25 protein-coding genes are annotated in these 23,488 nt (G+C 66.2%); 13 read left to right on the top strand and 12 right to left on the bottom strand.

Annotation, left to right across the window (positions count from 1 at the left end):
- The 3 genes from AC3WW4_RS15635 to AC3WW4_RS15625 are packed head-to-tail and all read right to left on the bottom strand — an operon-like array spanning position 1 to position 1,954.
- Positions 1-870 carry a PilW family protein gene (locus tag AC3WW4_RS15635; RefSeq protein ID WP_488829373.1) on the bottom strand — a complete coding sequence of 290 codons (870 nt, stop codon included), beginning with the start codon at positions 868-870 and terminating at the stop codon, positions 1-3.
- Entirely contained in the window at positions 867-1,385 is a 519-nt protein-coding gene (gene pilV, locus AC3WW4_RS15630; protein ID WP_488829372.1) for a type IV pilus modification protein PilV, read from the bottom strand. The genes AC3WW4_RS15635 and pilV overlap by 4 nt, the downstream gene beginning before the upstream one ends.
- Positions 1,385-1,954 carry a GspH/FimT family pseudopilin gene (locus AC3WW4_RS15625; protein WP_488829371.1) on the bottom strand — a complete coding sequence of 190 codons (570 nt, stop codon included), beginning with the start codon at positions 1,952-1,954 and terminating at the stop codon, positions 1,385-1,387. The genes pilV and AC3WW4_RS15625 overlap by 1 nt, the downstream gene beginning before the upstream one ends.
- A gap of 119 nt (positions 1,955-2,073) precedes the next feature.
- On the opposite strand from AC3WW4_RS15625, the gene ribD reads away from it, so the two are divergent.
- The 6 genes from ribD (at position 2,074) to AC3WW4_RS15595 (ending at position 7,381) form a co-directional block, all read left to right on the top strand.
- Entirely contained in the window at positions 2,074-3,225 is a 1,152-nt protein-coding gene (gene ribD, locus AC3WW4_RS15620) for a bifunctional diaminohydroxyphosphoribosylaminopyrimidine deaminase/5-amino-6-(5-phosphoribosylamino)uracil reductase RibD (RefSeq protein WP_488829370.1), read from the top strand.
- Between the two features lie 38 nt (positions 3,226-3,263).
- Positions 3,264-3,899, top strand: coding sequence for a riboflavin synthase (locus AC3WW4_RS15615; RefSeq protein WP_488829369.1), 636 nt, complete (start codon positions 3,264-3,266; stop codon positions 3,897-3,899).
- 124 nt (positions 3,900-4,023) lie between these two features.
- Positions 4,024-5,139 (top strand): bifunctional 3,4-dihydroxy-2-butanone-4-phosphate synthase/GTP cyclohydrolase II, encoded by a 1,116-nt coding sequence (ribBA, locus tag AC3WW4_RS15610; protein ID WP_488829368.1) that lies wholly within the window; start codon positions 4,024-4,026, stop codon positions 5,137-5,139.
- 84 nt (positions 5,140-5,223) lie between these two features.
- Positions 5,224-5,688 carry a 6,7-dimethyl-8-ribityllumazine synthase gene (gene ribH, locus AC3WW4_RS15605; RefSeq protein WP_300157338.1) on the top strand — a complete coding sequence of 155 codons (465 nt, stop codon included), beginning with the start codon at positions 5,224-5,226 and terminating at the stop codon, positions 5,686-5,688.
- Entirely contained in the window at positions 5,685-6,209 is a 525-nt protein-coding gene (gene nusB, locus AC3WW4_RS15600) for a transcription antitermination factor NusB (protein WP_488829367.1), read from the top strand. Before ribH ends, nusB begins: the two co-directional genes overlap by 4 nt.
- A 23-nt stretch (positions 6,210-6,232) precedes the next feature.
- Complete coding sequence (locus AC3WW4_RS15595; protein ID WP_488829366.1) at positions 6,233-7,381, top strand: serine/threonine-protein kinase; 1,149 nt, start codon at positions 6,233-6,235, stop codon at positions 7,379-7,381.
- A 24-nt stretch (positions 7,382-7,405) separates the two neighbouring features.
- On the opposite strand, the gene AC3WW4_RS15590 is transcribed toward AC3WW4_RS15595, so the two are convergent.
- Positions 7,406-8,959, bottom strand: a complete 1,554-nt coding sequence (locus AC3WW4_RS15590; RefSeq protein WP_488829781.1) for a Ppx/GppA phosphatase family protein — start codon at positions 8,957-8,959, stop codon at positions 7,406-7,408.
- 88 nt (positions 8,960-9,047) lie between these two features.
- Here AC3WW4_RS15590 and AC3WW4_RS15585 point away from each other — a divergent pair, with 88 nt between their 5' ends.
- Positions 9,048-9,902 (top strand): ZIP family metal transporter, encoded by an 855-nt coding sequence (locus AC3WW4_RS15585; protein WP_488829365.1) that lies wholly within the window; start codon positions 9,048-9,050, stop codon positions 9,900-9,902.
- Positions 9,903-9,921: 19 nt separating this feature from the next.
- Here the strand turns inward: AC3WW4_RS15585 and AC3WW4_RS15580 are convergent, their stop codons facing one another.
- Complete coding sequence (locus AC3WW4_RS15580; RefSeq protein ID WP_488829364.1) at positions 9,922-10,818, bottom strand: DMT family transporter; 897 nt, start codon at positions 10,816-10,818, stop codon at positions 9,922-9,924.
- 53 nt (positions 10,819-10,871) lie between these two features.
- Complete coding sequence (locus AC3WW4_RS15575; RefSeq protein ID WP_488829363.1) at positions 10,872-11,996, bottom strand: aromatic ring-hydroxylating oxygenase subunit alpha; 1,125 nt, start codon at positions 11,994-11,996, stop codon at positions 10,872-10,874.
- Between the two features lie 401 nt (positions 11,997-12,397).
- Between AC3WW4_RS15575 and AC3WW4_RS15570 the strand changes: the two genes are divergently transcribed.
- Genes AC3WW4_RS15570 through dxs form a run of 3 tightly spaced genes read left to right on the top strand, consistent with a single transcriptional unit; the run spans position 12,398 to position 15,498 of the window.
- A complete protein-coding gene (locus AC3WW4_RS15570) occupies positions 12,398-12,646 on the top strand; it encodes an exodeoxyribonuclease VII small subunit (RefSeq protein WP_488829362.1) in 249 nt (82 codons plus the stop codon).
- A complete protein-coding gene (locus AC3WW4_RS15565; protein WP_488829361.1) occupies positions 12,643-13,569 on the top strand; it encodes a polyprenyl synthetase family protein in 927 nt (308 codons plus the stop codon). The genes AC3WW4_RS15570 and AC3WW4_RS15565 overlap by 4 nt, the downstream gene beginning before the upstream one ends.
- Before the next feature lie 33 nt (positions 13,570-13,602).
- Positions 13,603-15,498: a 1-deoxy-D-xylulose-5-phosphate synthase gene (dxs, locus tag AC3WW4_RS15560; protein WP_488829360.1), complete on the top strand. Its 1,896-nt coding sequence runs from the start codon at positions 13,603-13,605 to the stop codon at positions 15,496-15,498.
- 53 nt (positions 15,499-15,551) lie between these two features.
- On the opposite strand, the gene AC3WW4_RS15555 is transcribed toward dxs, so the two are convergent.
- Both AC3WW4_RS15555 and argH read right to left on the bottom strand, forming a co-directional pair.
- On the bottom strand, positions 15,552-16,031 hold the full coding sequence (locus tag AC3WW4_RS15555; RefSeq protein ID WP_488829359.1) for a hemerythrin domain-containing protein: 480 nt from the start codon (positions 16,029-16,031) through the stop codon (positions 15,552-15,554).
- Positions 16,032-16,183: 152 nt separating this feature from the next.
- Complete coding sequence (argH, locus tag AC3WW4_RS15550; RefSeq protein WP_488829358.1) at positions 16,184-17,581, bottom strand: argininosuccinate lyase; 1,398 nt, start codon at positions 17,579-17,581, stop codon at positions 16,184-16,186.
- Between the two features lie 43 nt (positions 17,582-17,624).
- Here argH and AC3WW4_RS15545 point away from each other — a divergent pair, with 43 nt between their 5' ends.
- Positions 17,625-18,722 carry a sensor histidine kinase gene (locus AC3WW4_RS15545; RefSeq protein ID WP_488829357.1) on the top strand — a complete coding sequence of 366 codons (1,098 nt, stop codon included), beginning with the start codon at positions 17,625-17,627 and terminating at the stop codon, positions 18,720-18,722.
- Complete coding sequence (locus AC3WW4_RS15540; protein WP_488829356.1) at positions 18,719-19,486, top strand: LytR/AlgR family response regulator transcription factor; 768 nt, start codon at positions 18,719-18,721, stop codon at positions 19,484-19,486. Before AC3WW4_RS15545 ends, AC3WW4_RS15540 begins: the two co-directional genes overlap by 4 nt.
- A gap of 18 nt (positions 19,487-19,504) precedes the next feature.
- Here AC3WW4_RS15540 and AC3WW4_RS15535 read toward each other — a convergent pair whose 3' ends face one another.
- Genes AC3WW4_RS15535 through motA form a run of 4 tightly spaced genes read right to left on the bottom strand, consistent with a single transcriptional unit; the run spans position 19,505 to position 22,461 of the window.
- Entirely contained in the window at positions 19,505-20,140 is a 636-nt protein-coding gene (locus AC3WW4_RS15535; RefSeq protein ID WP_488829780.1) for a protein phosphatase CheZ, read from the bottom strand.
- Between the two features lie 38 nt (positions 20,141-20,178).
- Entirely contained in the window at positions 20,179-20,577 is a 399-nt protein-coding gene (gene cheY, locus AC3WW4_RS15530; protein ID WP_488829355.1) for a chemotaxis response regulator CheY, read from the bottom strand.
- Positions 20,578-20,634: 57 nt separating this feature from the next.
- Positions 20,635-21,600: a flagellar motor protein MotB gene (gene motB / locus AC3WW4_RS15525; RefSeq protein WP_488829354.1), complete on the bottom strand. Its 966-nt coding sequence runs from the start codon at positions 21,598-21,600 to the stop codon at positions 20,635-20,637.
- Positions 21,601-21,603: 3 nt separating this feature from the next.
- Positions 21,604-22,461: a flagellar motor stator protein MotA gene (gene motA / locus AC3WW4_RS15520; RefSeq protein WP_488829353.1), complete on the bottom strand. Its 858-nt coding sequence runs from the start codon at positions 22,459-22,461 to the stop codon at positions 21,604-21,606.
- A 235-nt stretch (positions 22,462-22,696) separates the two neighbouring features.
- Between motA and AC3WW4_RS15515 the strand changes: the two genes are divergently transcribed.
- On the top strand, positions 22,697-23,401 hold the full coding sequence (locus tag AC3WW4_RS15515) for a transposase (RefSeq protein WP_488829352.1): 705 nt from the start codon (positions 22,697-22,699) through the stop codon (positions 23,399-23,401).
- Positions 23,402-23,488: the final 87 nt, after the last annotated feature.

Here is a 23,488-nt window from a genome sequence, read left to right as displayed (position 1 = left end):
TCACAGCGGATTGGGCAGGCTCACCGTGGTGTGAAAGGCGCGGTAAAGGCGTCGATCCGGTGCGGTCTGGCTCAGGCCTTGGCAGTTGGTGTAGGTCATGACGGTGTCTTGCACTTCGAGTTCGCTGCGCAGCACCAGACACAGTCGCACCGCCTTCACCTGGCGCCACAAGGGCGACGTCGATGGGGGCGTGGCCGTGCCGCTCACCTCTTGCGCGGTGAGGTAACGCAGCGTGAGGGCATCCGGGTTGCTGGCGGCCGGGGTAGCGATCCCATAGCGCAGATCCAGGTCCACGATGTGGTCGACCAGGGGTTGGGAGACGCTGTGGCCATTGCCACGGCAGGACAGGGTGTGGTTATCGACGAAGTAGCGGTTGTCGGCCAGGTGGTGGGTGCCATCGATCAGGGGCGTGCTGTTGCCCAGGCAGTCGGTGGGTGTGCCCGCAGCCGTGGCCAAGGTGTTGCGCGTGTCCGCCTCGTAGCGCACGACGAGGGCATCGGGTTGGTCAGGGTCGTTGTGGCACACGAGGTCGGGCAACTGGGGGTGTCCGAGGCTGGCGTTGGTGATGCCGCCTGTGCAGCCGAAGAGACCTTGGCCGGTGAACGCGCGCGTCATCTGCCCAGCGCTGTCAAGGCCCGTGGGTGTGCTGTAGCCGGCCAGGGCGATCTGGGCGCGCAAGATGGACAGGGCCACGCTCGCGTCTTCGGTCATCTGCGTCACCGCCTGGGTGCTGCGCAAGGCATGGCCGGAGCTCAGGTACAGCGCCAGGGCCGCCGCGATCACAGTCAGGCCCAGGGTGAGGCCCACCAGCAGCTCGACCAGACTCAGGCCGCGCTGCCTGCGTGAGAGGAGGGCAAGGGGTGAGCTCACAGGGCGATCCGAAGGTAGAGGCAGCGGGTGTGGGCGCCCAGGCTCAGGCCGGTGGGGCAGCTGTCATGCGCCTGGGTGCCGGCGTGGTCGGCGTCGTCCCAGATCACCCAGACGTCGGCTTGTGTGCCGATCGTGCGCACGTGGCCCCGCCCCTGGGGTAGGCTGCCCGCGAGCTGTTGTTGCCATTGCGCCAGATCCGCAGCGGCCATCTCGTCGAAGGTGCACACCGCTGGGCCTTGGCACGTCGAGGTCGGGAGCGTTGCTGCTGTCGTGGCAGTGGCGGTGAGATCGTAGGCCTGCCAGTGGCCCAGAGGGGCGGGGTTGGCGCGCATGCGATCCGCCAGGTCGTGGGCCAGCAGGGTGGCCCGTGCGCGTGAATCGGTGGTCTGGCTGTGCTGGATGGCGTGCGCCTGCATGGCGGTCATGGCCAGCACGCCAAAAGACATCAGCAGCATGGCCATCAGCACTTCAACGAGGGTGGCGCCGTGCTGGCGCGCCATGAAGGGGTGGGGCATCAGCAGACTCCCGGCAGAACACGCACGCGGCCGGACACGGCCAGGCGCACGCAGCGTTGGGGCGATGGGGTGGTGGCCCGGGCGTACGACAGAGGCTGAACGAGAAAGCTGGCGTTGTTTGCCACCGCCAGCCCGACACCGCCAAAGGTGATGGCGGGTTTGCTGTGCGCCAGCATCAGACCGATCGTCGGGGGCAGTGCCTGCTGCAGGTGCAGCAGCGTTTCGTGCGCATCCTTGATCTTGTTGCCGTTGGCATCGTCAAAGATCAACCAGCCCGTCGACCAATTGGTGCTGACGTTGGCGCAGACCGGTGCAGGGGCATTGGGGTTCGGTGTGTTGCAGATGGTGACGCGCTGGTGGCGTTTGACCGCTTCCGCGCGGGCCAGGCGCAGGGCATCGGCGAGGGCGCCGGCCTGGGTGGCCACCTGGCGCTGATCGAGGAGTGCACGCAGGCCGGGGGCACCGAGCGCAGCCAGCGTGCCGAGGATGGCCAGCGTGACCAGGAGTTCGAGCCAGGTGAAGCCGCGTGGCACCGCATGGGGCAGAAGTTGGGGAGGAGGGCAGGACATGCGCCGCATTCTTGGCAAGGATCCAGGGTGTGAAAGCCTGTTCCCCAGAAGGGGCGGGAGTGGTTTGCGTCAAAATCGCCCCCATTCCCCCTTCGAGGGGCACCCCAAGGGATGAACTGGTGCAGACCTTTTGCAACAACAGCGATGAGCTTCATGTAACCCAGGCGGTCGCGCTGGCACGGCGGGCCATCGGCCTGTCGGACCCCAACCCGCGCGTGGGCTGTGTGCTCACCGACGCTGAAGGGCAGGTGATCGGGGAGGGGCACACGCAGCAGACGGGTGGCCCCCATGCCGAGGTGATGGCCTTGCGCGAGGCACAGGCTCGCGGGCACAGCACCCGCGGGGCGACCGCCTATGTGGCGTTGGAGCCGTGCTCACACCATGGGCGCACGCCCCCATGTGCCGAAGCCCTGGTGCGTGCCGAGCTGGCGCGGGTGGTCGTGGTGCTGATGGACCCCAACCCCCTGGTCGCCGGGCAGGGGGTGGCGCTGTTGCGCGCTGCAGGCATCACGGTCGAGGTCTTGCCGCCGGATCATCCCCAGGCCGTGGCCATGCGCGAGCTGAACATCGGCTTTCTCTCGCGCATGGTGCGTCACCGCCCCTGGGTGCGCATGAAGATCGCCGCCTCGCTGGACGGCCGCACGGCGCTGGACAACGGTGACAGCCAATGGATCACCACGCCCCAGGCCCGTGCCGACGGTCAGGTGTGGCGCGCCCGTGCCGGCGCCGTGCTCACCGGCATCGGCACGGCGATCGATGACGATCCGCGCCTGGATGTGCGGGCCATTGAGGTGGCCCGTCAGCCCCTGCGTGTGGTGCTGGATTCGCGCTGGTGCCTGCCGCCCTCGGCGCGCCTGCTGCCGCCGCCCGGCGAGGTGCTGGTCTACGGTCTGGCCGACGAGTCGGGCGAGGCGCAGGCCGCGCGCCTGGCCTTGGCCGCCGCTGGCGCCAGCGTGGCCATGGTGCCGGCCGATGCCAGTGGCCACCACTTGGACCTGGGCGCCGTGATGACCGACCTGACCGCGCGCGGCATCAACGAGTTACACGTGGAAGCCGGTGCACGTTTGAACGCCGCCCTCATCGAAGGCGACTGGGTGGACGAGTACCTGTTGTACCTGGCACCCAAGCTGGTGGGTCCCGGACGGGGGCTGGCCGCCTTGCCCCCCCTGTCGCGCATGGCAGATGCACGCACCCTGACATTCCACGCGGTCGAGCAGGTGGGCGAGGATCTGCGTATCCTTGCGCGACCCGCAGGCCGGGCCGATTTCTGATCACGTCTTCTTCAATTTTTCTGGATGGGTTTTGCACCATGTTCACCGGCATCATCACTGGCGTGGGCCAGATCGTCGACTCCCAAGCCCTGGGCGCTGACGCCAGCCATGGCCGTCGCCTGACCCTGCAGACCCCTGCGGGCTACCTGGACGGCGTGGGGCTGGGTGACAGCATCGCCATCAACGGTGCCTGCATGACCGTGACCTCGTTTGACGTGGCCGCCGGCCTTTTCACCATCGATGTGTCGGCCGAAAGCCTGGCGCGCACCGTGGGCCTGGACCAGCTCGGCACGGTCAACATGGAGCAGGCCCTGCGCTCGCACGACCGCCTGGGCGGCCACATCGTCACCGGACACGTTGATGATGTGGGTGAGGTGGTGGTGTTCGAGCCGGTGGGCGAGTCCTGGTTGCTGCAGATCCGCGCGCCGCGTTCGCTGGCGCGCTTCCTGGCCTACAAGGGTTCGATCACGGTCAACGGCGTGAGCCTGACGGTCAACAGCGTGCAAGACGCCGCCGACGGCAGCACCGTGTTCAGCATCAATCTGATCCCGCACACCCTCGAGAACACCGCCTTGGGTACCTTGAAGGTCGGTGCCAAGGTGAACCTGGAGGTGGACCTGATCGCCCGCTATGTGGAACGCATGCTCGGCGCCGAAGGCAAGCTGAGCGCCTGATCCCCCTCACCAACTCCCCACAGATGTGAAGAAGCGCCGTCCTGGCGCTTTGGAAGGCCTGTTTTCGATGGGGACGCCTGTGTCGTGTCCTCTGATCCGGGCCTGAGAAGCCTACAATCGCGCCATGCCCATTTCTCCTATTCCTGAGCTGATTGCCGAACTCGCTGCCGGTCGCATGGTCATCCTGGTGGATGAAGAAGACCGCGAAAACGAGGGCGATCTCGTCATTGCATCCGAGCACGTCACGCCGGAGGCCGTCAATTTCATGGCCAAGTACGGCCGGGGCCTGATCTGCCTGACGCTGACGCGCGAGCGTTGCGAGTTGCTGCAACTGCCCCCGATGGCCACCCGCAACGGCACCAAGCATGGCACGGCCTTCACCGTGTCCATCGAGGCGACCACCGGCGTGACCACCGGCATCTCGGCCGCCGACCGCGCCCGCACCGTGCAGGCCGCCGTGGCCCGTGATGCCAAGCCGACGGACCTGGTGCAACCTGGGCACATCTTCCCGCTGCAGGCGCAAGACGGTGGCGTGCTGATGCGCGCCGGCCACACCGAAGCCGGTTGCGACATGGCGCGCATGGCCGGCCTGACCCCCTCGTCGGTGATCTGCGAAATCATGAACGACGACGGCACCATGGCCCGTCTGCCGGACCTGGAGGTGTTTGCCAAGGAACACAACCTCAAGATCGGCACCATCGCCGACCTGATCCAGTACCGCAGCCGCAACGAATCCCTGATCGAACGCCTGGGCGAGCGCACCATGCAGACCCCCGAGGGCGCGTTCGAGACCTCGGTGTTCCGCGACCGCACCGGTGCCGTGCACCTGGCGCTGACCGTGGGCAACTGGACCCCTGACGACGAGGTGCTGGTGCGCGTGCACGAGCCCCTGTCGGTGATGGACTGGCTGGATGCGGGCAACAGCGCGCATGCCTGGCCTCTGCCCAAGGCCCTGGCCGCTGTGCGCGAAGCCGGCCGTGGCGTGGTGGTGCTGCTCAACGCGGGCGACGAAGCCGAGCGCTTGCTGGAGCGCGCCTTGCCGACCGAGCCGCAGGCGCCGGTCAAGCAGCCGGTGGACCTGCGCACCTACGGTGTCGGCGCCCAGATTTTGCGCACGCTCGGGGTGCAGCGCATGCGTCTGATGGGCAATCAGCGTCGCATGCCCAGCATGGTCGGCTACGAACTGGAGGTCGTTGGCTTCCTGACGGCCGATGGCGCTCGACTGGACCCGTCCAGCTGAGGGCGCGCCGGCGAGGCGCCGGACCCGCTCTGACTTGCTGCTCTTTTTTTCTGATTCTTCGCTCTTTTTTCTGGATCACACACTATGCAAGGCGCTGACAAAGGACAAGCCGGCCGACTCGATGGACACGATCTGCGTGTCGGCATCGTGCAAGCCCGCTTCAATGACGAACTGACTTCCCGGATGGCGGCGCTGTGCATCGAGGAACTGACGGCACTCGGCGTCCAAGCCAAGCACATTCAGCACGTGACCGTGCCCGGTGCGCTGGAAGTGCCCGTGGCCCTGCAGGCCATGGCCGACAGCGAGCGTTTTGACGCCCTGGTGGCCCTGGGTTGCATCATCCGCGGTGAGACCTACCACTTCGAGCTGGTGTCCAACGAAAGCGGCGCGGGCGTGACCCGAGTCAGCTTGGACCACCATGTGCCCGTCGCCAATGCCATCCTGACCGTGGAAAATCAGGCGCAGGCCGAAGCCCGTGTCGAAGAAAAGAGCCGCGACGCCGCCCGTGTGGCCGTCGAGATGGCCAACCTGCTGGATGAGCTGCTGTGAGCGACGCGAACGACACCCCCAAGTCCGCGCCGCTGCAAGGCCGCCCCGCACGCAAACCAGGGGCGCCGGGTGCACCCCGCGCCAAGTCGTCGCGCCGCCGTGCGCGCGAGTTCGCCTTGCAAGGCCTGTACGAGTGGCAACTGAACACCCGCGATGGGGGTTCGGTCGATGCCCACATCCGCGAGCAGGAAGACTTTGCACGCTGTGACCGTGCTCACTACGATGCCTTGCTGCACGGTTGCATTGAGCAATGCGCGCAACTCGACGCCCAACTGCTGCAGTTTCTCGACCGCTCGGTCGAAGAGCTCTCGCCGGTGGAGCATGCCGTGCTGTGGATCGGTGTGTACGAGCTGACCCACTGCCTGGACGTGCCCTACAAGGTCGCCATCAACGAGGCGGTGGAACTGGCCAAGAGCTTCGGCGGCACCGATGGCCACAAGTACGTCAACGGCGTGCTCGATCATCTGGCGCCCCAGTTGCGTCCAGATGAAGTCAAGGCCGCCCGGCCGGCATCGCGCTGACGCACGCCGGAGGGCTCCGATCCGTGGCACAGCGGCCCGCTCCCTCTTTGGCTGACACCCAGCCGAACCAGGTCGATGTCGATCGCCTGGTGCCGGACAACCAGGACACGGTCATCCTGACCCGTCCGTTTCCGGACGCCGACGAGACCTCGACCGAGGCGCGCCGCGGACGCACGGAAAGCCTGCCCACCATCGGGCACATCTCGCGCTACGCCCTGAAGTACACCCTGGGCGAAGGCGGGCTGGGCACGGTGTATGCCGCGCACGACCCGCTGCTGTCGCGGGCGGTGGCGATCAAGACCCTGCATGTGGACCCGTCGATGACGGACCCCGAGCGCTTCAACGCGCTGTTCCTGAACGAGGCGCGGGCCGCTGGCGGGCTCAGCCATCCGCAGATCGTGACGGTGTACGACGCCGGCACGAGCGAGCAGGGGCCCTACATCGCCATGGAGTTGCTGCGCGGCAAGGACCTGCGTCACTTGCTGGCCCAGGGCTGGCGCCCGACGCCTTCTCAGGCCGCCCTGATTGTGCGGCGTGTGGCTGACGCCCTGTCGTACGCCCATCACAAGGGCGTGATCCACCGCGACATCAAGCCCGCCAACATTTTCATGACCGGGCGCACGCAGCCGCGCGTGCTGGACTTCGGCATCGCCCGCATCCGCCAGGCCGAGTCGCTGGCACAGCGCGAAGACCCGCAAAGCCGCTTCCACGAGCTGGTGGGCGGCTCGCCGTATTACATGTCGCCCGAGCAGGTGCGCCGTTTGCCGGTGGACCGTCGGGTGGACGTGTACGCGCTGGGCGTGGTGTTGTACGAGTTGCTGACCGGGCAGCGCCCGTTTGCCGGCAACAGCCTGGAAGAAATCGCCGAGGCCGTGTTGCGCCAGCCTGTGCCCTTGGCGCACGAGGTCAACCCCGAAGTGCCCCGGGCGCTCTCGGAGATCGTGGCGCAGGCCATGCACCGCGAGCGTGACCAGCGCGTTCGCTCGGCGCGTCGCCTGTCGCAGGCCTTGCGGGAGTGGATTGAACGCACGGACGCCCCGGACCTGACCGCCGAAAGGCGGGAGTCGGCGCGGGGAGCAGGGCGAGGCGGAGTGAAGCACTGGTTGCTGCCTTTGGCCGCCTTGGGCTGGGTGCTGGCGCTGGGGGGGATCGGCTGGGCCATCTGGCGCTGAGCGCCAGCATCGGCTCTACCCGGTTCAAGCCACCAGCGACAGCTCCAGTTGACGGCGCGCTTGTGCGCCCCAGCGGCGCACCTCTTCGTCGAGCAGGTGCAGGGCGCGCGGGTGCTGGACGGACCAGCGCTTGTTGACCAACAGCTTGATCTTGCCGCGACTGCGCTGCAGGCTGACCATCCGCGGAGGCAGGTCGACACGGGCGTGGTGCAGGATGATGGCCAGACGCAGGCACAGCACCTGCGACATCAGCGCCTGATCCTGCAGGTGTTCCACCAGCTTGATCAGCTCACCGCGCTGTCCCAGCACCAGCGTGGCCAGGCGGCGCAGTTGCGATTGCGAAAAGCTGGACGCGTCCACGTGCCCCAGCAGGTAGGCGCTGTGGCGGTGATGGTCGTGGTGCGAGACCATCATGCCGATTTCATGCAGGGCGCTGGCCCAGCCCAGTTCGCGGGCGTGTTCGCCGTCGGGGCTGGCTTGGGGCTCGGCCAGCTCCTGCCACAGGCTCAGGGCGCGCTGGCGCACGCGCTGCGCCTGGGTGGGGTCGACGCGGAAGCGTTGCTGCAACTCGCGCACTGAGGTGTCGCGCGGGTCGAGCAGACGGTGGTTGCGCGCGGCTTCCACGCGTTCGTCGAGGTCGAAGATCACGCCTTGGCGCAGGGCCCCCTTGGCGGGGCGCAGGGCTTCGATGTCGAAATGCGAGGCCAGGGTGTAGAGGATGCACAGGCCGCCGGCCAGCACGGGCTTGCGCTCCGGCTTGAGGCCAGGCAAGGCGAGCAGCTCGGCCGAGCCGGCCTCGATGCAGCGCTCGATGCACCAGCGCAGGCCCTCGGGGGTGATGCTGCCGTCGGTGATGCCGTTGGCCGCCAGGATTTGCGACACGGCCCCCACGGTGCCGGACGAGCCCAGGGCCTCCTGCCACTGGTTGCGCTCGAACAGGGTGAGCGCTTCTTCCAGCTCGGCGCCGGCTGCGATCTGCGCGGCGCGGAAATTGTCGGCCGTGTAGGCGCCCTGTGGGAAGTGCTGCATCGACAGGCTCACGCTACCCACGCCGAAGGACTCCTTGCGGATCGGAGTGCGGCCGTGGCCCAGGATCATCTCGGTGGAGCGACCGCCGATGTCGATGACCAGGCGCGGCAGCTCGCTGGGTTGCAGGCGCGACACACCCAGGTAGATCAGGCGGGCTTCTTCGCGGCCGGCGATGACCTCAATGCGGTGCCCCAGCACGCGGTCTGCACGTTGCAGGAAAGCATCGCGGTTGCGGGCCTCACGCAGGGTCTGGGTGGCGACGGCACGCACCTGCCAGGGGGCGAAGCCCTTCAGGCGCTGGGCAAAGTGTGACAGGCAGGCCAAGCCCCGCTGAGTGGCTTCCTCTGTCAGCATGCCGTGGCTGTCGAGCCCGCCGCCCAGGCGCACCGTTTCCTTGAGGTACTCGATGCGCTTGTAGCGACCCTTGGCGATCTGGCCAATTTCGAGTCGGAAGCTGTTGGAGCCCATGTCGATGGCGGCCAACAGGTCGGGGTAGCGGCTCTGCTCCAGGGTGGTGGCAGCGGCCTTGCTCGTCTTGGCGGTCAGCATCTTGTCCATGAGGTCTATTGTCGCTGCTTTGCGTGCGGGTTGACCCTGTCGCGCGGGGTGCTGTTGACAGCATTGATAAGATGTTCTCATGACCTTGACTTACATCGTGACCGCCACCTTTCTGGGCGGTCTGATTTCGGTGCTGCTGGCTGCGGCACTGTCTGCGCCCCTGCTGGGCTTGATCGTTCGCCATCTCGTGAGCCTGTCGACCGGCGTGCTGCTGGGGACGGCCTTGCTGCATGTGCTGCCCGAGGCGTTTGGCTCGGGGGAGCCCCCACAGGCCCTGTTCCTGACCTTGCTGGGGGGCTTGCTGTTTTTCTTCCTGCTGGAAAAGGCCGAACTCTATCGGCATGGGCACCACCATGAGCACGACCATCACGACCATCACCATGGCTTTGACGCCGAACAGGCGGGACGGGGCGGCTGGAGCGTGCTGGTGGGCGACAGCATCCACAACTTCTGCGACGGGGTGCTGATCGCGGCGGCGTTCCTGGCCGATCCACACCTGGGCATCGTCACGGCGCTGGCCATCATCGCGCACGAGATCCCTCAGGAAGTGGGCGACTACATCGTGCTGATCAACGCCGGCTTTTCACGGTTGCGGGCGTTGGCCTACAACGCCTTGTCGGGCATGGCGGCCGTGGCCGGCGGGGTGCTGGGCTACTTCTTGATCGGGCCGTTCAAGGACTACCTGCCCTACATGATGGTGGTGGCGGCCAGCAGCTTCGTCTACGTGGCCGTGGCCGATCTGATCCCGCAGTTGCAAAAGCGGCTGAGCGGGCGCGATACCGTCATGCAGATCGTGTGGCTGGGGGCCGGTCTGTTCATGATCGGGGGCATTGTCAGCGTGCTGCATGCCTCGCATGACCACGGACAGGCGCATGATGCGGTGCCAGCTGCCCAGGGCGCGTCAGCCGTGCATCACGATCACGCCGATCACTGAGGCCCCGCCGGTGGCGGCGTCAGGGTTTGGGGCTGCGGGCCGGTTTGAGCCGTGCGGCGACCATGCCCGAACCCACGATGAGGGCCATGCCCAGCAGGGCGTCCAACCCCAGAGTTTCGCCAAACAGCACGGTGCCCAGCAGGCCGGCATGCACGATGCCTAGGTACTGCAGGTTGGCGTTGACCAGGGTGCTGCCCCGCGCATAGGCCCGTGTCATCAACAACTGGGCCACGGTGGCAAAGGCGCCCACGCCGAACAGTGCCAGCCATGAGTGGGCCGGGATGTCGGCCAGCAGCGTCGGATTGGCTTGGCCGGTCAGCAGCCAGGTGGCGGCGCCCATGAGCGAGCCCATCAGCGAGAAATAGAACACCACTCGGATTTCGGGCTCGCCGGCCTTGCCCAGAGCGGTGACCTGCAGGTAAGCCATGGCCGACAACATGCCTGAGGCCAGGCCGATGAGGCCGGCCCACATCTGGTCTTGGTTCAAAGTGGGGTGCAACACCAGGGCCACACCGGCAAAGCCCACGGCAATGGCCACGATCAGGCGGCGATCGATGCGAGGCCCATCCAGGAAGGCAGCCTGCAGCAACAGGAACACGGCCATCCACACCGAGGACATGTAGTTGAGCGTGACCGAGGTGGCCAGGGGCAACTGGGCCATGCTGTAGAACCACATGGACAGGGCGAACACCCCGGCCAGCCCGCGGCGCACATGCAGCATGGGCACGCGCGTGCGCAGGCTGGTGGTGGTGGCGCGGGCCACGATCAGCATGATCACGGCCCCCACGGTGCCGCGGGCACTCACCACCATCGCGGTGCTGAAGTCATGCGAGGCGAATTTCACGCACACCCCCATGCCGGCGAACAGCAGTGTGGCCAGAACCATCTGGACGTAAGGGGAGGCGCGTGAGGACATCGTGGTCAAGGAAAAAGCCGCCCGAAGGCGGCTTGGGTTTGTGCGGCGGGGCTTCAGTCCTTGAAGTCCATCGCGCGGCGGTACCACTCGTGGAAGTGCTGCATGCCGTCTTCCATCGGGCTTTGGTAGGGGCCGACCTCGTTGTCGCCGCGCTCGAACAGGGCCTTGCGGCCGGCGTCCATGCGCTCGCCGATCTCGTCGTCCTCGATGCAGGTCTCCATGTAGGCGGCCTGCTGGGCTTCGACGAACTCGCGCTCGAAGGCCGCGATCTCTTCGGGGTAGTAGAACTCCACCACGTTGAGGGTCTTTTGCGGGCCTTGCGGGTACATGTTGGACACGACCAGTACGTGCGGATACCACTCCACCATCATCGTGGGGTAGTAGGTCAACCACACGGCGCCTTGCGTGGGCTTGGCACCGTTGCGGTACTTCATGACCACGTCATGCCACTTCTTGTAGACGTCCGAGCCCGGCTTGTCGAAGGTGCTGGCCACCCCCACGGTTTGCACCGAGTACTCCTGGGCCATGTCCCAGCTCAGGTCGTCGCAGGTCACGAAGTTGCCCAGTCCGGGGTGGAAGGGGCCGACGTGGTAGTCCTCCAGATAGACCTCGATGAAGGTCTTCCAGTTGTAGTTGCACTCGTGCAGTTCGACGCGGTCGAGCACGAAGCCGCTGAAGTCCAGATCACCACCGGGTTTGAAGCGGGCGTCGATGCCAGCCAGATCCGCGGCGATGTCACGACCGTTGTCCTCAAACAGCAGCCCGTTCCAGTTGCGGATCTTGTAGTTGTTCAGGTTCAGGCAGGGGTCGTGGTCGAAGTGCGGGGCACCAATCAACTCGCCCTTGTGGCTGTAGGTCCAGCGGTGCAGCGGGCACACGATGTTGTGCCGGCTGTTGCCGCGGCCCTTGAGCATGACGGCCTGGCGGTGGCGGCAGACGTTGGAGATCAGCTCGATGCCATCGGGCGTGCGCACGAGGGCGCGCCCCTCGCCTTCCTGAGCCAGTGCGTGGTAGTCGCCCACCTCGGGCACGCTCAAGGCGTGGCCCAGGTAGCGAGGACCGGACTGAAAGATGCGTGCAAGCTCCTCCTTGTACAGTGATTCGTCGAAATAGACGGACACGGGCAGCTGTGTGTGGCTGCGGTGAAGGGCATTGAGCGCAGGACTCAGGTCAGACATGATCCCCAGGATCTCCAAAAACCAATGTCAACCCACCTCGGTGCTGCCATCAAAGGCCGGGCGACCGGAGGCTTGGAACATCCCTGGGCAGGCCAGGGGGCGAAAGGCCGTGACGCTGTCCTGTCAGCCAAAATGAGGCTGGTCCTGCTGGCAACAGAGTTGGCAGGACGGCAGGTCAGGCAACGGGGGAGCGGGCGATTGTACCCTTTAGGGGGTTTTCCGGGGGGCGGGGTCAATGTCCGCACCCTGAGGCAGGTCAAAGACTCGGCGGGGCTTGGCGTGGCGGGGGCGCCCCCGATGTGTGGGCAAAGGCCGGGGCCGTTGTGCAGGATTGCCGGAGCTCGGTCTCTGCACGAAATAGAATACGCGTTTGCCCGCAACCGGCACCCACAGGCGAGTTCATGGCCAGATCTTCTTTGACATCCAGTAGCAAGGCGGCATCGCTGCCGTCCACGTACGAGGCCGCCTTGGCCGAGCTGGAGCAATTGGTGGGCCAGATGGAGTCGGGCGCCTTGCCGCTGGAGCAGTTGCTGGGCAGCTACCAGCGCGGCGCCGAGTTGCTGAAGTTCTGCCGCAGCCGCCTACAGGCGGTGGAGGAGCAGGTCAAGGTGCTGGAAGACGGCCAACTCAAGCCCTGGGACGCGGCATGAATTCTCTTGCGTTCCTGTCGTGGTCAGACGCTGTGCTGGCCCGTGTCGAGTCGGCGTTGTCCGATTGGGTGCCCGCGTCGGCCCCGGCCGGCTTGGGCGAGGCCATGCGCTATGGTGTGCTCGATGGGGGCAAGCGGCTGCGCGCTTTGCTGGTGCAGGCGGCCGCCGAAGCCACGGGCGCCTGTGCTCACCCGGTGGGCGTGGAAGCGGCCTTGCGTGCGGCTACGGCGGTGGAGCTGATCCACGCTTACTCGCTGGTGCACGACGACATGCCCTGCATGGACAACGACGTGCTGCGCCGTGGCAAGCCCACCGTGCATGTGCAGTTTGGCGAAGCGCAGGCCATGCTGGCCGGTGATGCCATGCAGGCCCTGGCCTTCGAGGTCCTGACGCCGGATGACGGCGAGGGCGCCGGGGTGCCGCCCGCTTTGCAGGCCCGACTGGTGAGGCTGTTGGCCCGCGCTTCGGGGCAGGCAGGCATGGCCGGTGGGCAGGCGATCGATCTGGCCAACGTGGGGCAGTCGCTCGACGAGGCCACCTTGCGCGACATGCATCAGCGCAAGACCGGCGCCTTGCTGCGCGCCAGCGTGCAGATGGGCGCAGCCTGTGGCGGCGTGGCGGCGGACAGCCCCATCTGGCAGGCGCTGACCGACTACGGGCACGCCATCGGTCTGGCCTTCCAGATCGTGGACGACGTGCTGGACGAGACCCAGGGCTCGGAGACCCTGGGCAAGACGGCGGGCAAGGATGCCGATGCCAACAAGCCGACCTATGTCAGTTTGCTCGGGCTGCAGGGCGCGCGCCAGGAAGCTGCCACCTTGCTGGCCGAAGCCCTGGCGGCGCTGATGCGCAGTGGTCTGGGCGACGAAGCCACCGCGGCGCTGCGTGGCCTGGCCGAGCGCATTGTCCATCGCGACCACTGACACCCCGAACAATCCCCCGAGGATGTGCACACCATGAGCTACCCCCTGCTGTCCAGGATCGACCAGCCCGCCGACATCCGGCACCTGTCTCGTTCCGAGTTGAAGCAACTGGCCCACGAACTGCGGGACTTTCTGCTGCACAGCGTTTCCCGCACGGGTGGACACCTGTCGTCCAACTTGGGCACGGTCGAGCTCACCATTGCCTTGCACTATGTGTTCCACACCCCCGATGACCGCCTGGTGTGGGACGTCGGCCACCAGACCTATCCGCACAAAATCTTGACCGGTCGCCGTGATCGCATGCCCTCGCTGCGCCAGTACGGCGGCATGAGCGGCTTCCCGCGTCGCGACGAGAGTGTGTACGACACCTTCGGCACTGCCCACTCATCCACCTCGATCTCCGCGGCGCTGGGCATGGCCCTGGGCGCGCAACTCAAGGGCGAGAAGCGTAAATCGGTTGCCATCATTGGCGATGGTGCGATGACCGCGGGCATGGCCTTCGAAGCCATGAACAACGCTGGCGTGCCGCACGACGGCAAGATGCCCGACATGCTCGTGGTGCTCAACGACAACGACATGTCGATCTCGCCGCCGGTGGGGGCGCTCAACCGCCACCTGGCTCGCCTGATGTCGGGGCGCTTCTACGCCGCCGCGCGCGAAAGCGCCAAAGAGGTGCTGCGCCACGCGCCGCCGCTGTTCGAGCTGGCCAAGAAGCTGGAGGTGCACGCCAAGGGCATGGTGGTGCCGGCCACGATCTTCGAGGAGTTCGGCTTCAACTACGTCGGCCCGATTGACGGTCACGACCTCGACTCGCTGATCCCGACGCTGGAGAACCTGCGCGACCGCGGTGGCCCGCAGTTCCTGCACGTGGTGACCAAGAAGGGCTATGGCTACAAGTTGGCCGAGGCCGACCCGATTGCCTACCACGGCCCCGGCAAGTTCGACCCGGCCGTGGGCCTGGTGAAAACCGTGCCCGCCACGCCGCCCAAGCCCACCTTTACGCAGGTGTTCGGCCAGTGGCTATGCGACATGGCCGCCCATGACCCGCGCCTGGTGGCTATCACCCCGGCCATGCGCGAGGGCTCGGGCATGGTCGAGTTCCACAAGAAGTTTCCCTCACGTTACTTTGACGTGGGCATTGCCGAGCAGCACGCGGTGACCTTTGCCGCGGGGCTGGCCTGCGAAGGTCTCAAGCCCGTGGTGGCGATCTACTCCACCTTCCTGCAGCGTGGCTACGACCAGATGATCCACGACGTGGCGCTGCAGAACCTGCCCATGGTGTTCGCGCTGGACCGCGCTGGCATCGTCGGGGCCGATGGTGCCACCCACATGGGCGCCTTCGACATCGCCTTCGTGCGCTGCATCCCCAACATGAGCATGATCGCGCCGGCCGACGAGGCCGAGTGCCATCAGGCCCTGAGTGCGGCGCACGCGCAAAACCACCCGGTGTGCGTGCGTTACCCGCGTGGCGCTGGTGCCGGGGTGCCGGTGCCCACCGACCTCTCACCGCTGCCCTGGGGCAAGGCCGAGGTGCGCCGTCAGGTGCACGCGCCGGTGGCGGGCAAGCGCGTGGCCATCCTGGCCTTTGGCACCTTGCTGTATCCCGCGCTGCAGGCCGGTGAGGCGCTGGACGCCACCGTGGTCAACATGCGTTTCGTGAAGCCGCTCGACACCGAACTGCTGCTGGAAATGGCGCACAGCCACGACCTGCTGGTGACCGTGGAAGAGGGCTGCGTGCAGGGCGGTGCGGGCAGCGCCGTGGCCGAGGCCTTGTCGGCCGCCGGCGTGAACACGCCCTTGATGATGCTGGGTCTGCCCGACGAGTTTGTCGAGCATGGCGACCCGGCCAAGCTGCTGGCGCTGTGCGGTCTCGATGCCGAGGGCATCGAGCAGGCGGTGCGCGAGCGGCGCGCGCAACTGGCGGGTTGACGGGCTCTGAGCCCGACCCGCCTGTACGGGCCCTCAGCGAGGGCCGTGCAGGCTCAGCCGTGGGTGCCGCAGGGCTCCACGCTGCAACTGCTCACTGTGTTCTGGGGCAGCATCTCTGGCTTGCTGATGTGGCCGGTGACCGTGTCGTAGCCCACCTCGCTCAGGTGCTGGGCCAGGCCGGCATCCATGGCGTCGATGTGGTGCGGCAGCCAGACGGTCAACTCGTGGGCCATCTGGCGCACGATGGCCAGATTCCCTCCGGCGCCTTGCTCTGCCCCTTCCCGCATGATCTGCAACACCGTGGCATGTTGCGAGCTGTGGCAGTTGTTCGGCGCAAAGCCGGTGGCCTGCATCCAGCGGTCTTCCTGGGCAAAGTGGTCGGCCGTGTGCGCGATGAGCCGGCCCCACTGGGCGAGCAGGGTGTCATCGTCGGCGTCCAGCACCGCAGCGATCAGGTCGGTGCACTCGGTGTGCAGGGTGTCCAGCGCGTGCATGTCCAGCGACATGTCCGGGGACCAGGTGAAACTTGACATGGGTACTTCCTCACACGGCATCGGGGCCAACAACCATCACGGGGGCGAGGGTAGCCGGGTCGTACACGGGTAAGTTTGAGCTGGCTCAACAAAATCGGGCGGTACCCACTCCCCGTATGCGGGAGTCGGCATCGCCCGTGATTTTCTGACGATCACGCCAGACGGGTGCGGTGGCGGGCCACTTGGGTGCGCACCTGGTCGGGCGCCGTGCCGCCCAGGATGTTGCGGGCGTTGAGCGAGCCACGCAGGCTCAGCACCTCGTAGACGTCCTGTTCGATGGCGGGGTTGTAGGCCTTGAGCTTGTCCAGCGGCAGCTCCGACAGGTCCACGCCGGCGGCAATGGCGTCCTTCACGGCGTGGGCCACCACCTCGTGGGCATCGCGGAAAGGCAGGCCCTTTTTGACCAGGTAGTCGGCCAGGTCGGTGGCGGTGGCGTAGCCCTTCTTGGCAGCACGCTCCATCGCTTCGGGCTTGACGGTGATGCCCGCAGCCATCTCGGCGAAGATGCGCAGCGTGTCCTTCAGCGTGTCGACCGTGTCGAACAAGGGTTCCTTGTCTTCCTGGTTGTCCTTGTTGTAGGCCAGGGGCTGGCCCTTCATCAGGGTGATCAGGCCCATCAGGTGCCCGACCACGCGGCCGGTCTTGCCACGCGCCAGCTCGGGCACGTCAGGGTTCTTCTTCTGCGGCATGATCGACGAGCCCGTGCAGAAGCGGTCGGCCAGGTCGATGAAGCCGAACGACTGGCTCATCCACAGGATCAGCTCTTCCGACAGGCGCGAGACGTGCACCATCAGCAACGAGGCCGCGGCGGTGAATTCAATGGCGAAGTCGCGGTCAGAGACGCCATCCAGGCTGTTCTGGCAGACCGCTTCGAAGCCCAGCGTACGGGCTACGCGCTCGCGGTCGAGCGGGTAGCTCGTGCCGGCCAGGGCCGCCGAGCCCAGCGGCAGGCGGTTCACGCGCTTGCGCAGGTCGATCATGCGCTCGGCGTCGCGGGCGAACATTTCCACATAGGCCAGCAAATGGTGGCCAAAGGCCACGGGCTGGGCCACCTGCAGGTGGGTGAAGCCCGGCAGGATCACGTCGGTGTTCTGCTCGGCCACGTCCACCAGGGCTTTTTGCAGTTCGGTCAGCAGTAGGCCGATCTCGTCGATTTCACCACGCAGCCACAGGCGCACGTCGGTGGCGACCTGGTCGTTGCGCGAACGGCCGGTGTGCAGGCGCTTGCCGGCGTCACCGACCAGCTGGGTCAAACGGGCTTCGATGTTCAGGTGCACGTCTTCCAGGTCGAGCTTCCACTCGAAGGTGCCGGCTTCGATCTCACTGCGGATCTGGGCCATGCCCTTCTGGATCGCGGCCAGGTCATCGGCCGAGATCAGGCCCTGGGCCTGCAGCATGTCGGCGTGGGCCAGCGAGCCCTGGATGTCGGCCGCCCACAGGCGCTTGTCGAAAAACACGCTGGCGGTGTAGCGCTTGACCAGCTCGCTCATCGGCTCGGAAAACAGGGCCGACCAGGCCTGGGACTTCTTGTCGAGTTGGTTGGTGCTCATGAGGGGATCCGGCAGCGCGCTCTTCGCGCAGAATGTGCAAACCATGGATTTTAATGACCCTGTGGCCTCGGGCGCCAGTCCGACCGCTCAACCCCCTGCGCAACCCCCTGTGCTTTTCGACGTGTGTCACGTCGGGGTGGTGCTGCGTGTCGTGCTGACGGTGCAGCTCGTGACAGCGCTGGCGCTGGCCTTTTCCGCGCCCGATGCGGGCGAGGCCTTCAACCGCTGGTCGCAAACCACGGTGGCCACCTTGCCGGCCAGCTTGCTGTGGTTGGTGCTGGCCTGCGCCGCGCGACGGCCCCTGCAACGCGCCCGCGAGGGCGTGCAGTGGTTGTTTGCCATCGGCCTGGGCGCCGGGGTGGCGGTGCTGGCCCAATGGGAGCTGGCCTGGCTGGCACAGGTGTTGACCGACCTGCCGGTGCAGTGGGGCTGGCCACAGGTGCCCGCCGCCTTGACGGGAGGCTGGATGGGCGCGGCTTGCCTGGCCTGGTTGAAGCACCGCGCCCGCAGCGTGATGCCGGCCCATGCGGCGGCGCGCCTGGCCGAATTGCAGGCGCGCATCCGGCCTCATTTCCTGTTCAACACGCTCAATACCGCCATTGCGCTGGTGCAGGTCGACCCGCCGCGCGCCGAGCGGGTGCTGGAGGATCTGGCTGAACTCTTCCGTCAGGCCCTGGCGGCGCCGCAGGGTCGCAGCACCTTGGCCGACGAGATCGCGCTGTCGCGCCGCTATCTGGACATCGAACAGCTGCGCTTTGGCGAGCGCCTCAAGGTGCACTGGCAGCTCGATCCCGCGGCCGATGCCACCGTCTTGCCGCCCCTGATCCTGCAGCCCCTGGTCGAGAATGCGGTGCGCCACGGGGTCGAGCCCAGTGCCGAGGGCGGCTGGGTCTCGGTGCAGACGCAGGCACAGGCCGGCCACGTGGTGCTGACGGTGCGCAACAGCGTGCCCCAGCAAGGCGCCTTGCCCTTTGCGCCGGGACACGGCATGGCCTTGCGTAATGTGCGTCAACGCCTGCAACTGATGCACGACGTGCAACTGGGTTTTGCGGCGGGCCTCAAGTCCGCTGCCACGCCGGGCGAGTCCGCCCTCTACGAGGTGCGGGTGAGGGTGCCCTTGTCCGAGAAAGAAATGGCATGACGACGCTGACCGTGGCCCTGATCGATGACGAACCCTTGGCGCGACTGCGCTTGCGCACGCTGCTCGCGCAGAACGAGCCCGCGTGCGAGGTGGTGGGCGAGTTCGGCGAATCCGTGGCGGCCTTGCTCTGGTTGCGCGAACAGGACGCCGTGGGGCAGGGCCCTGACATGATCTTGCTGGACATCCAGATGCCGGGCCTCGATGGCATGGTGCTGGCAGCCCGCCTGCGCGAATTGCGCGATCCGCCGGCCATTGTGTTTGTGACCGCGCATGCCGAGCACGCCGTGCGCGCGTTCGATGTGGCCGCGCTGGACTACCTGACCAAACCCGTCCGGTTGGAGCGTTTGCAGGCTTCCCTGTGCCGCGTGCAGCGCTGGCGTCAGACGCGGCCGCGCCTGCAGGCCCTGGATGCGAACGTGATCGTCGTGCAAGACCGGGGGCGCATGCTGCGCATCCCCGTGGCCGATGTGCTGTACTTCAAGGCCGAGCAGAAAGCGGTGACCCTGCACACCGCCACCGAGGTGCATCCGGTGAACGAATCTTTGGCCGAGCTGGAGTCTCGCGTGGGCGACCGCTTCATCCGGGTCCACCGCAATGCGCTGGTGGCCCGCCGTGCCATGAAGGCGCTGCAGCGCCGGGCGGATGGCGGGGACGAAGAAGGCGGCGAAACCTGGGCAGTGCAGATCATGCCCACCCAGGCCTGGCTGACGGTGTCACGCCGTCAGGTGACGGCCGTGCGTGAGGCCATGGGGGATTGCCACTGAAGGCGCCCTCGTAGCGGGTCAGAAACCCAGGCTGGCCAGCAGGTCGTCGACCTCGCTCTGGTTGGCCACCACATCGGTGCGGCCGATCGCGTTGACCACCGGGCCGTCGAGCTTGGGCTCAATGGGGGCCGGCTCATGGCTGTGGGTCAAGGCTGCCTCCACCTTGTGGGCCTGCTCCGGCGGTGCGGCCTGCACCAGCAGCTTGACCAGCTGCGATTCCAGATCGTTGGCCAGGTTCACCACCTTGGCCACCACCTGGCCGGTCAGGTCATGGAAGTCCTGCGCCATCATGATGTCGGTAAGGTGGGCGTCCACCCGTCGGGTTGTGGCCTCGACATCCTGCACGAAGTTGAACACCGCCCCACTGGCCACCGCCTTGACCGGGTCAGCTGTGATCAGTTGGGCCAGCTTGCGCGTTTCCTGGGCAATGTGCTCCTGGTCGGCCTTGGCCGTGTCCACCAGGTTGAGCACCTTCTCCGCGGCGTCAGCGGTCTTGGTGGCGATGTAGTTCAGGCGGCTGCGGGCGTCCGGCAGGTTGTCCACCGTGCTTTTCAGATTGGGCAGCACGCCCAGCATGTTCAGCGTGTCATGCAACTGCCGCGTCAGGGTGCCCAGTTGCTGAAAGATCTCGGGCGATGCCGCCGGCATCGTCATGTTGTCGGGCAAGTCAATGGTCTGCACGTGGCGCTCCCTCAAGCCGTGGTGGCCAGCTTTTGCAGAATCTTCTGGACTTTTTCTTCCAGCGTCGCCTTGGTGAAGGGCTTGACGATGTAGCCGGCGGCCCCCGTCTGGGCGGCCAGCACGATGTCTTCCTTGCGCGCTTCGGCCGTCACCATCAGCACCGGGATGTGCTTGAGCGCGTCGTCCGCCTTGATGGCCTTGAGCAGCTCGAAGCCGTTCATGTTGGGCATGTTGATGTCGCTGACCACGAAGTCGAACTTGTTGTTCTTGAGCATGTTCAGGGCGACCACGCCATCTTCGGCTTCGTCGGCATTGACGTACCCGCTTTCTTTGAGCAGGCCGCGGACGATGCGGCGCATGGTCGAGAAATCGTCCACGATCAGAAACTTGAAGTCGGCGGGGTTGCTCATGGCTCGTCCTTGTGTCAAACGCCGGCATCTCTCACAGGATGCCTTCGGGAGGGGAGTTTATCGGTTCGGCGCGCCCGTGCCGGAGGGGAGTGACCCTTCAGGTGTGGCTTCTGTCTCGCCTTCGGCACTTGTGTTGCTGCCAGAGGCGGTGCGCGCGGCTTCGAAGAAGCGTTCTTCGGCCTCGCGGTTCATCACGATGATGCTGATGCGGCGGTTCAAGGGGCTTTCGGGATGCTGGGCATCGAACAGCATGCTGGCGGACAGCCCCTGGACGCGCAGGACCCGATCGCCCTTGAGGCCGCCAGCAATCAACTCGCGACGCGAGGCGTTGGCGCGGTCGGCCGACAACTCCCAGTTGCTGTAGCCGGCTTCACCGCCCACAAAAGGCTTGGCGTCGGTGTGCCCTTCGATCGTCAGGCGGTTGGGGACATCGGCCAGCACAAAGCCAATGGCACGCAGCACGTCACGCATATAGCCTTCCACCGTCTCCGACCCGCTGGCGAACATCGGCCGGTTCTGGTCGTCCACGATCTGGATGCGCAGGCCCTCGGCCGTCAGGTCCAGCCGCAACTGGGACTGGTATTTCGACAGCCGGGTGTCATTGGCGATCACCTCTTGCACCTTGGCCTTGAGTGCATTGAGCCGCGCCTGTTCCGCGCGCATCTGCTCGGCTTTCAGGGCTTTCTGGCGCAGTTTTTCATCGACGGTTTCCGAGCGCCCTTTGTTTTGCTGGCCGGTCGTCTCGGTCAGGCTGTTGCCGCCCCCCTTGATGATGGAGGTGGCGTCACCCGCACCGGAGCCCCCCATCAAGGACACCTTCACCGGGTTGCTGAAGTAGTCGGCAATGCCCTTGCGATCGCCTTCGGTGGTCGAGCCCAGCAGCCACATCAGCAAGAAGAACGCCATCATCGCCGTCATGAAGTCGGCAAACGCGATCTTCCACGCGCCGCCATGGGCGACATGGCCGCCCTTCTTGACGCGCTTGATGATGATCGGTTGGACTTTTTTCGAATCGCCCGCCATGGCTTACTTCTTTTTCACGTGGGCTTCGAGTTCGGCAAAGCTGGGGCGCTCGGTGGAGTACAGCACCTTGCGACCGAATTCGATGGCGACCTGAGGGGCGTAGCCCTGCATGCTGGCCAGCAGCACGGTTTTCACAACCTGAAATTCCTTCGTGCCTTCGTCGAGCTTTTGCTCCATCAGTCCCCCCAGGGGCTCGACGATGCCGTAGGCCAGCAAGATCCCCAGGAAGGTGCCCACCAGGGCCGAGCCGATCATGGCGCCCAGCACAGCGGGAGGCTGGCCGATGGCACTCATGGTGTTCACGATCCCCAGCACCGCCGCGACGATGCCGAAGGCGGGCAGGGCGCCGGCGAGGCGGGCGACGGCCGCCACTGGCGCGTGGCCTTCGTGGTGGTGGGTGTCGATCTCGTTGTCCATCAGGGCCTCGATCTCGTGTGAATTGAGGTTGCCCGAGACCATCATGCGCAGGTAATCGGTGATGAACTCGACCACGTGGTGATCGCTGCCCAGCACCGGGTATTTCTTGAACAAGGCCGAATTTTCCGGCTCGTCCACGTCCTTTTCGATCGACATCAGGCCTTCTTTGCGCACCTTCTGCAGGATCTCGTAGAGCATGGCCATCAGCTCCAGGTAGCGGGTCTTGGTGTACTTGGAGCCCTTGAGCAGGGAGCCAAAGTTGCCGAGCACCGCCTTGATGACTTTGGGCTGGTTGTTCACCAGGAAGGCGCCGATCGCCCCACCGGCGATGGCCATCATTTCGGTGGGCATGGCATGCAGGATCACGGAGATGTTGCCGCCGTGGATCAGGAAGGCGCCAAAGATGCAACCGAGACAGACGAGATAACCGATGAGAACAAACATGGTGGATGGAGGCGCAAGGGGTGATGGGCATCCTAACCGTTCTGCCAGCGTGCAGGCGCGGGCAAAATGGGCAGTGTGGCCACTTCCGTTTCGGCGGGGCCTCATTTTCACTTTATCGGTCAGAGGGCGCTCGACTTGAGCCGAGGTGTGCTGGGCCGTCGACGACGGACCAGCTGGCGCGTCAGGATGGTGCGCCCGCCCCATAATCCGCCCACATCACATTGCGAGGATCATCATGGCCCGATTGCCCAGGTTGGGGGTGGCCGCTTGGCCGCATCTCGTCGTGCAGGGGGTTCACGATGGCCAGGCTCTGGCGCGTGACGATGCCGACCGCACCTTGCTGCTCCAGACCTTGGGTGAAGCGGCACGCACCCACGGGGTCAGCATCCATGCTTACTGCCTGGCCCCCGACCATTTTCATCTGTTGCTCACGCCCGAGCACGACACCTCCCTGAGTCTGTTCATGCAGGCGGTCGGGCGCCGTTATGTCAGCGCTTACAACCGCCGCCATGGCCGGACGGGGGGGTTGTGGGCGGGGCGTTACCGGGCCACGGTGCTGGACCCGGCACAGTATGTGCTCGACGCGATGGTGTGGATCGAGACGCACGCACAGCGTGCGGGCGGCGCCTCCCCCCTGCAGGAGGATGCCTGGTCCAGTGCCCGTCATCACCTGGGGAGGCACTCGGATCCCTTGATCAGTGACCATGCGGTGTTCTGGTCGCTGGGCAACACGCCCTTCGAACGCGAGGCAGCGTGGCGTCGCCGCCTGGAGGAGGGGCTGTCGGCACAGCAGGTACGCATCCTGGCTGAGGCCATGCGCACAGGCTGGGCCTTGCTGGCGCCGGACGCGCTGCCGGTGGTAGAGGCGGCCGCCGGACGCCGCCTGGCACCTCGCCCGCGCGGTCGTCCCCGTAAAGGGGCGGAGGCCCCTGAAAAATGATCTGCCCCCATTTATAAACGCACCAAATGCGTGCACCCTTTTAATTGTGGTCTGACCCTATTTATAATTTCTTGAAGCCCGGGGGAA

It is taken from the genome of Aquabacterium sp. TM01, from assembly GCF_057808345.1.
The sequence above is the reverse complement of the archived record's forward strand: the minus strand, read 5'-3'. Positions and strand labels throughout refer to the sequence as shown.

What these genes read in the sequence shown, in the direction of transcription:
- AC3WW4_RS15555 (WP_488829359.1), bottom strand. Translation starts at nt 16,031, where the DNA reads ATGTCAAGTTTCACCTGGTCCCCGGACATGTCGCTGGACATGCACGCG.
- AC3WW4_RS15625 (WP_488829371.1), bottom strand. Translation starts at nt 1,954, where the DNA reads ATGTCCTGCCCTCCTCCCCAACTTCTGCCCCATGCGGTGCCACGCGGC.
- motB (WP_488829354.1), bottom strand. Translation starts at nt 21,600, where the DNA reads ATGGCGGGCGATTCGAAAAAAGTCCAACCGATCATCATCAAGCGCGTC.
- AC3WW4_RS15565 (WP_488829361.1), top strand. Translation starts at nt 12,643, where the DNA reads ATGAATTCTCTTGCGTTCCTGTCGTGGTCAGACGCTGTGCTGGCCCGT.
- AC3WW4_RS15615 (WP_488829369.1), top strand. Translation starts at nt 3,264, where the DNA reads ATGTTCACCGGCATCATCACTGGCGTGGGCCAGATCGTCGACTCCCAA.
- AC3WW4_RS15545 (WP_488829357.1), top strand. Translation starts at nt 17,625, where the DNA reads ATGGATTTTAATGACCCTGTGGCCTCGGGCGCCAGTCCGACCGCTCAA.
- AC3WW4_RS15535 (WP_488829780.1), bottom strand. Translation starts at nt 20,140, where the DNA reads ATGACGATGCCGGCGGCATCGCCCGAGATCTTTCAGCAACTGGGCACC.
- AC3WW4_RS15515 (WP_488829352.1), top strand. Translation starts at nt 22,697, where the DNA reads ATGGCCCGATTGCCCAGGTTGGGGGTGGCCGCTTGGCCGCATCTCGTC.
- motA (WP_488829353.1), bottom strand. Translation starts at nt 22,461, where the DNA reads ATGTTTGTTCTCATCGGTTATCTCGTCTGTCTCGGTTGCATCTTTGGC.
- AC3WW4_RS15570 (WP_488829362.1), top strand. Translation starts at nt 12,398, where the DNA reads ATGGCCAGATCTTCTTTGACATCCAGTAGCAAGGCGGCATCGCTGCCG.
- pilV (WP_488829372.1), bottom strand. Translation starts at nt 1,385, where the DNA reads ATGCCCCACCCCTTCATGGCGCGCCAGCACGGCGCCACCCTCGTTGAA.
- ribBA (WP_488829368.1), top strand. Translation starts at nt 4,024, where the DNA reads ATGCCCATTTCTCCTATTCCTGAGCTGATTGCCGAACTCGCTGCCGGT.
- dxs (WP_488829360.1), top strand. Translation starts at nt 13,603, where the DNA reads ATGAGCTACCCCCTGCTGTCCAGGATCGACCAGCCCGCCGACATCCGG.
- AC3WW4_RS15575 (WP_488829363.1), bottom strand. Translation starts at nt 11,996, where the DNA reads ATGTCTGACCTGAGTCCTGCGCTCAATGCCCTTCACCGCAGCCACACA.
- argH (WP_488829358.1), bottom strand. Translation starts at nt 17,581, where the DNA reads ATGAGCACCAACCAACTCGACAAGAAGTCCCAGGCCTGGTCGGCCCTG.
- ribH (WP_300157338.1), top strand. Translation starts at nt 5,224, where the DNA reads ATGCAAGGCGCTGACAAAGGACAAGCCGGCCGACTCGATGGACACGAT.
- AC3WW4_RS15580 (WP_488829364.1), bottom strand. Translation starts at nt 10,818, where the DNA reads ATGTCCTCACGCGCCTCCCCTTACGTCCAGATGGTTCTGGCCACACTG.
- AC3WW4_RS15590 (WP_488829781.1), bottom strand. Translation starts at nt 8,959, where the DNA reads ATGCTGACCGCCAAGACGAGCAAGGCCGCTGCCACCACCCTGGAGCAG.
- cheY (WP_488829355.1), bottom strand. Translation starts at nt 20,577, where the DNA reads ATGAGCAACCCCGCCGACTTCAAGTTTCTGATCGTGGACGATTTCTCG.
- AC3WW4_RS15540 (WP_488829356.1), top strand. Translation starts at nt 18,719, where the DNA reads ATGACGACGCTGACCGTGGCCCTGATCGATGACGAACCCTTGGCGCGA.
- AC3WW4_RS15585 (WP_488829365.1), top strand. Translation starts at nt 9,048, where the DNA reads ATGACCTTGACTTACATCGTGACCGCCACCTTTCTGGGCGGTCTGATT.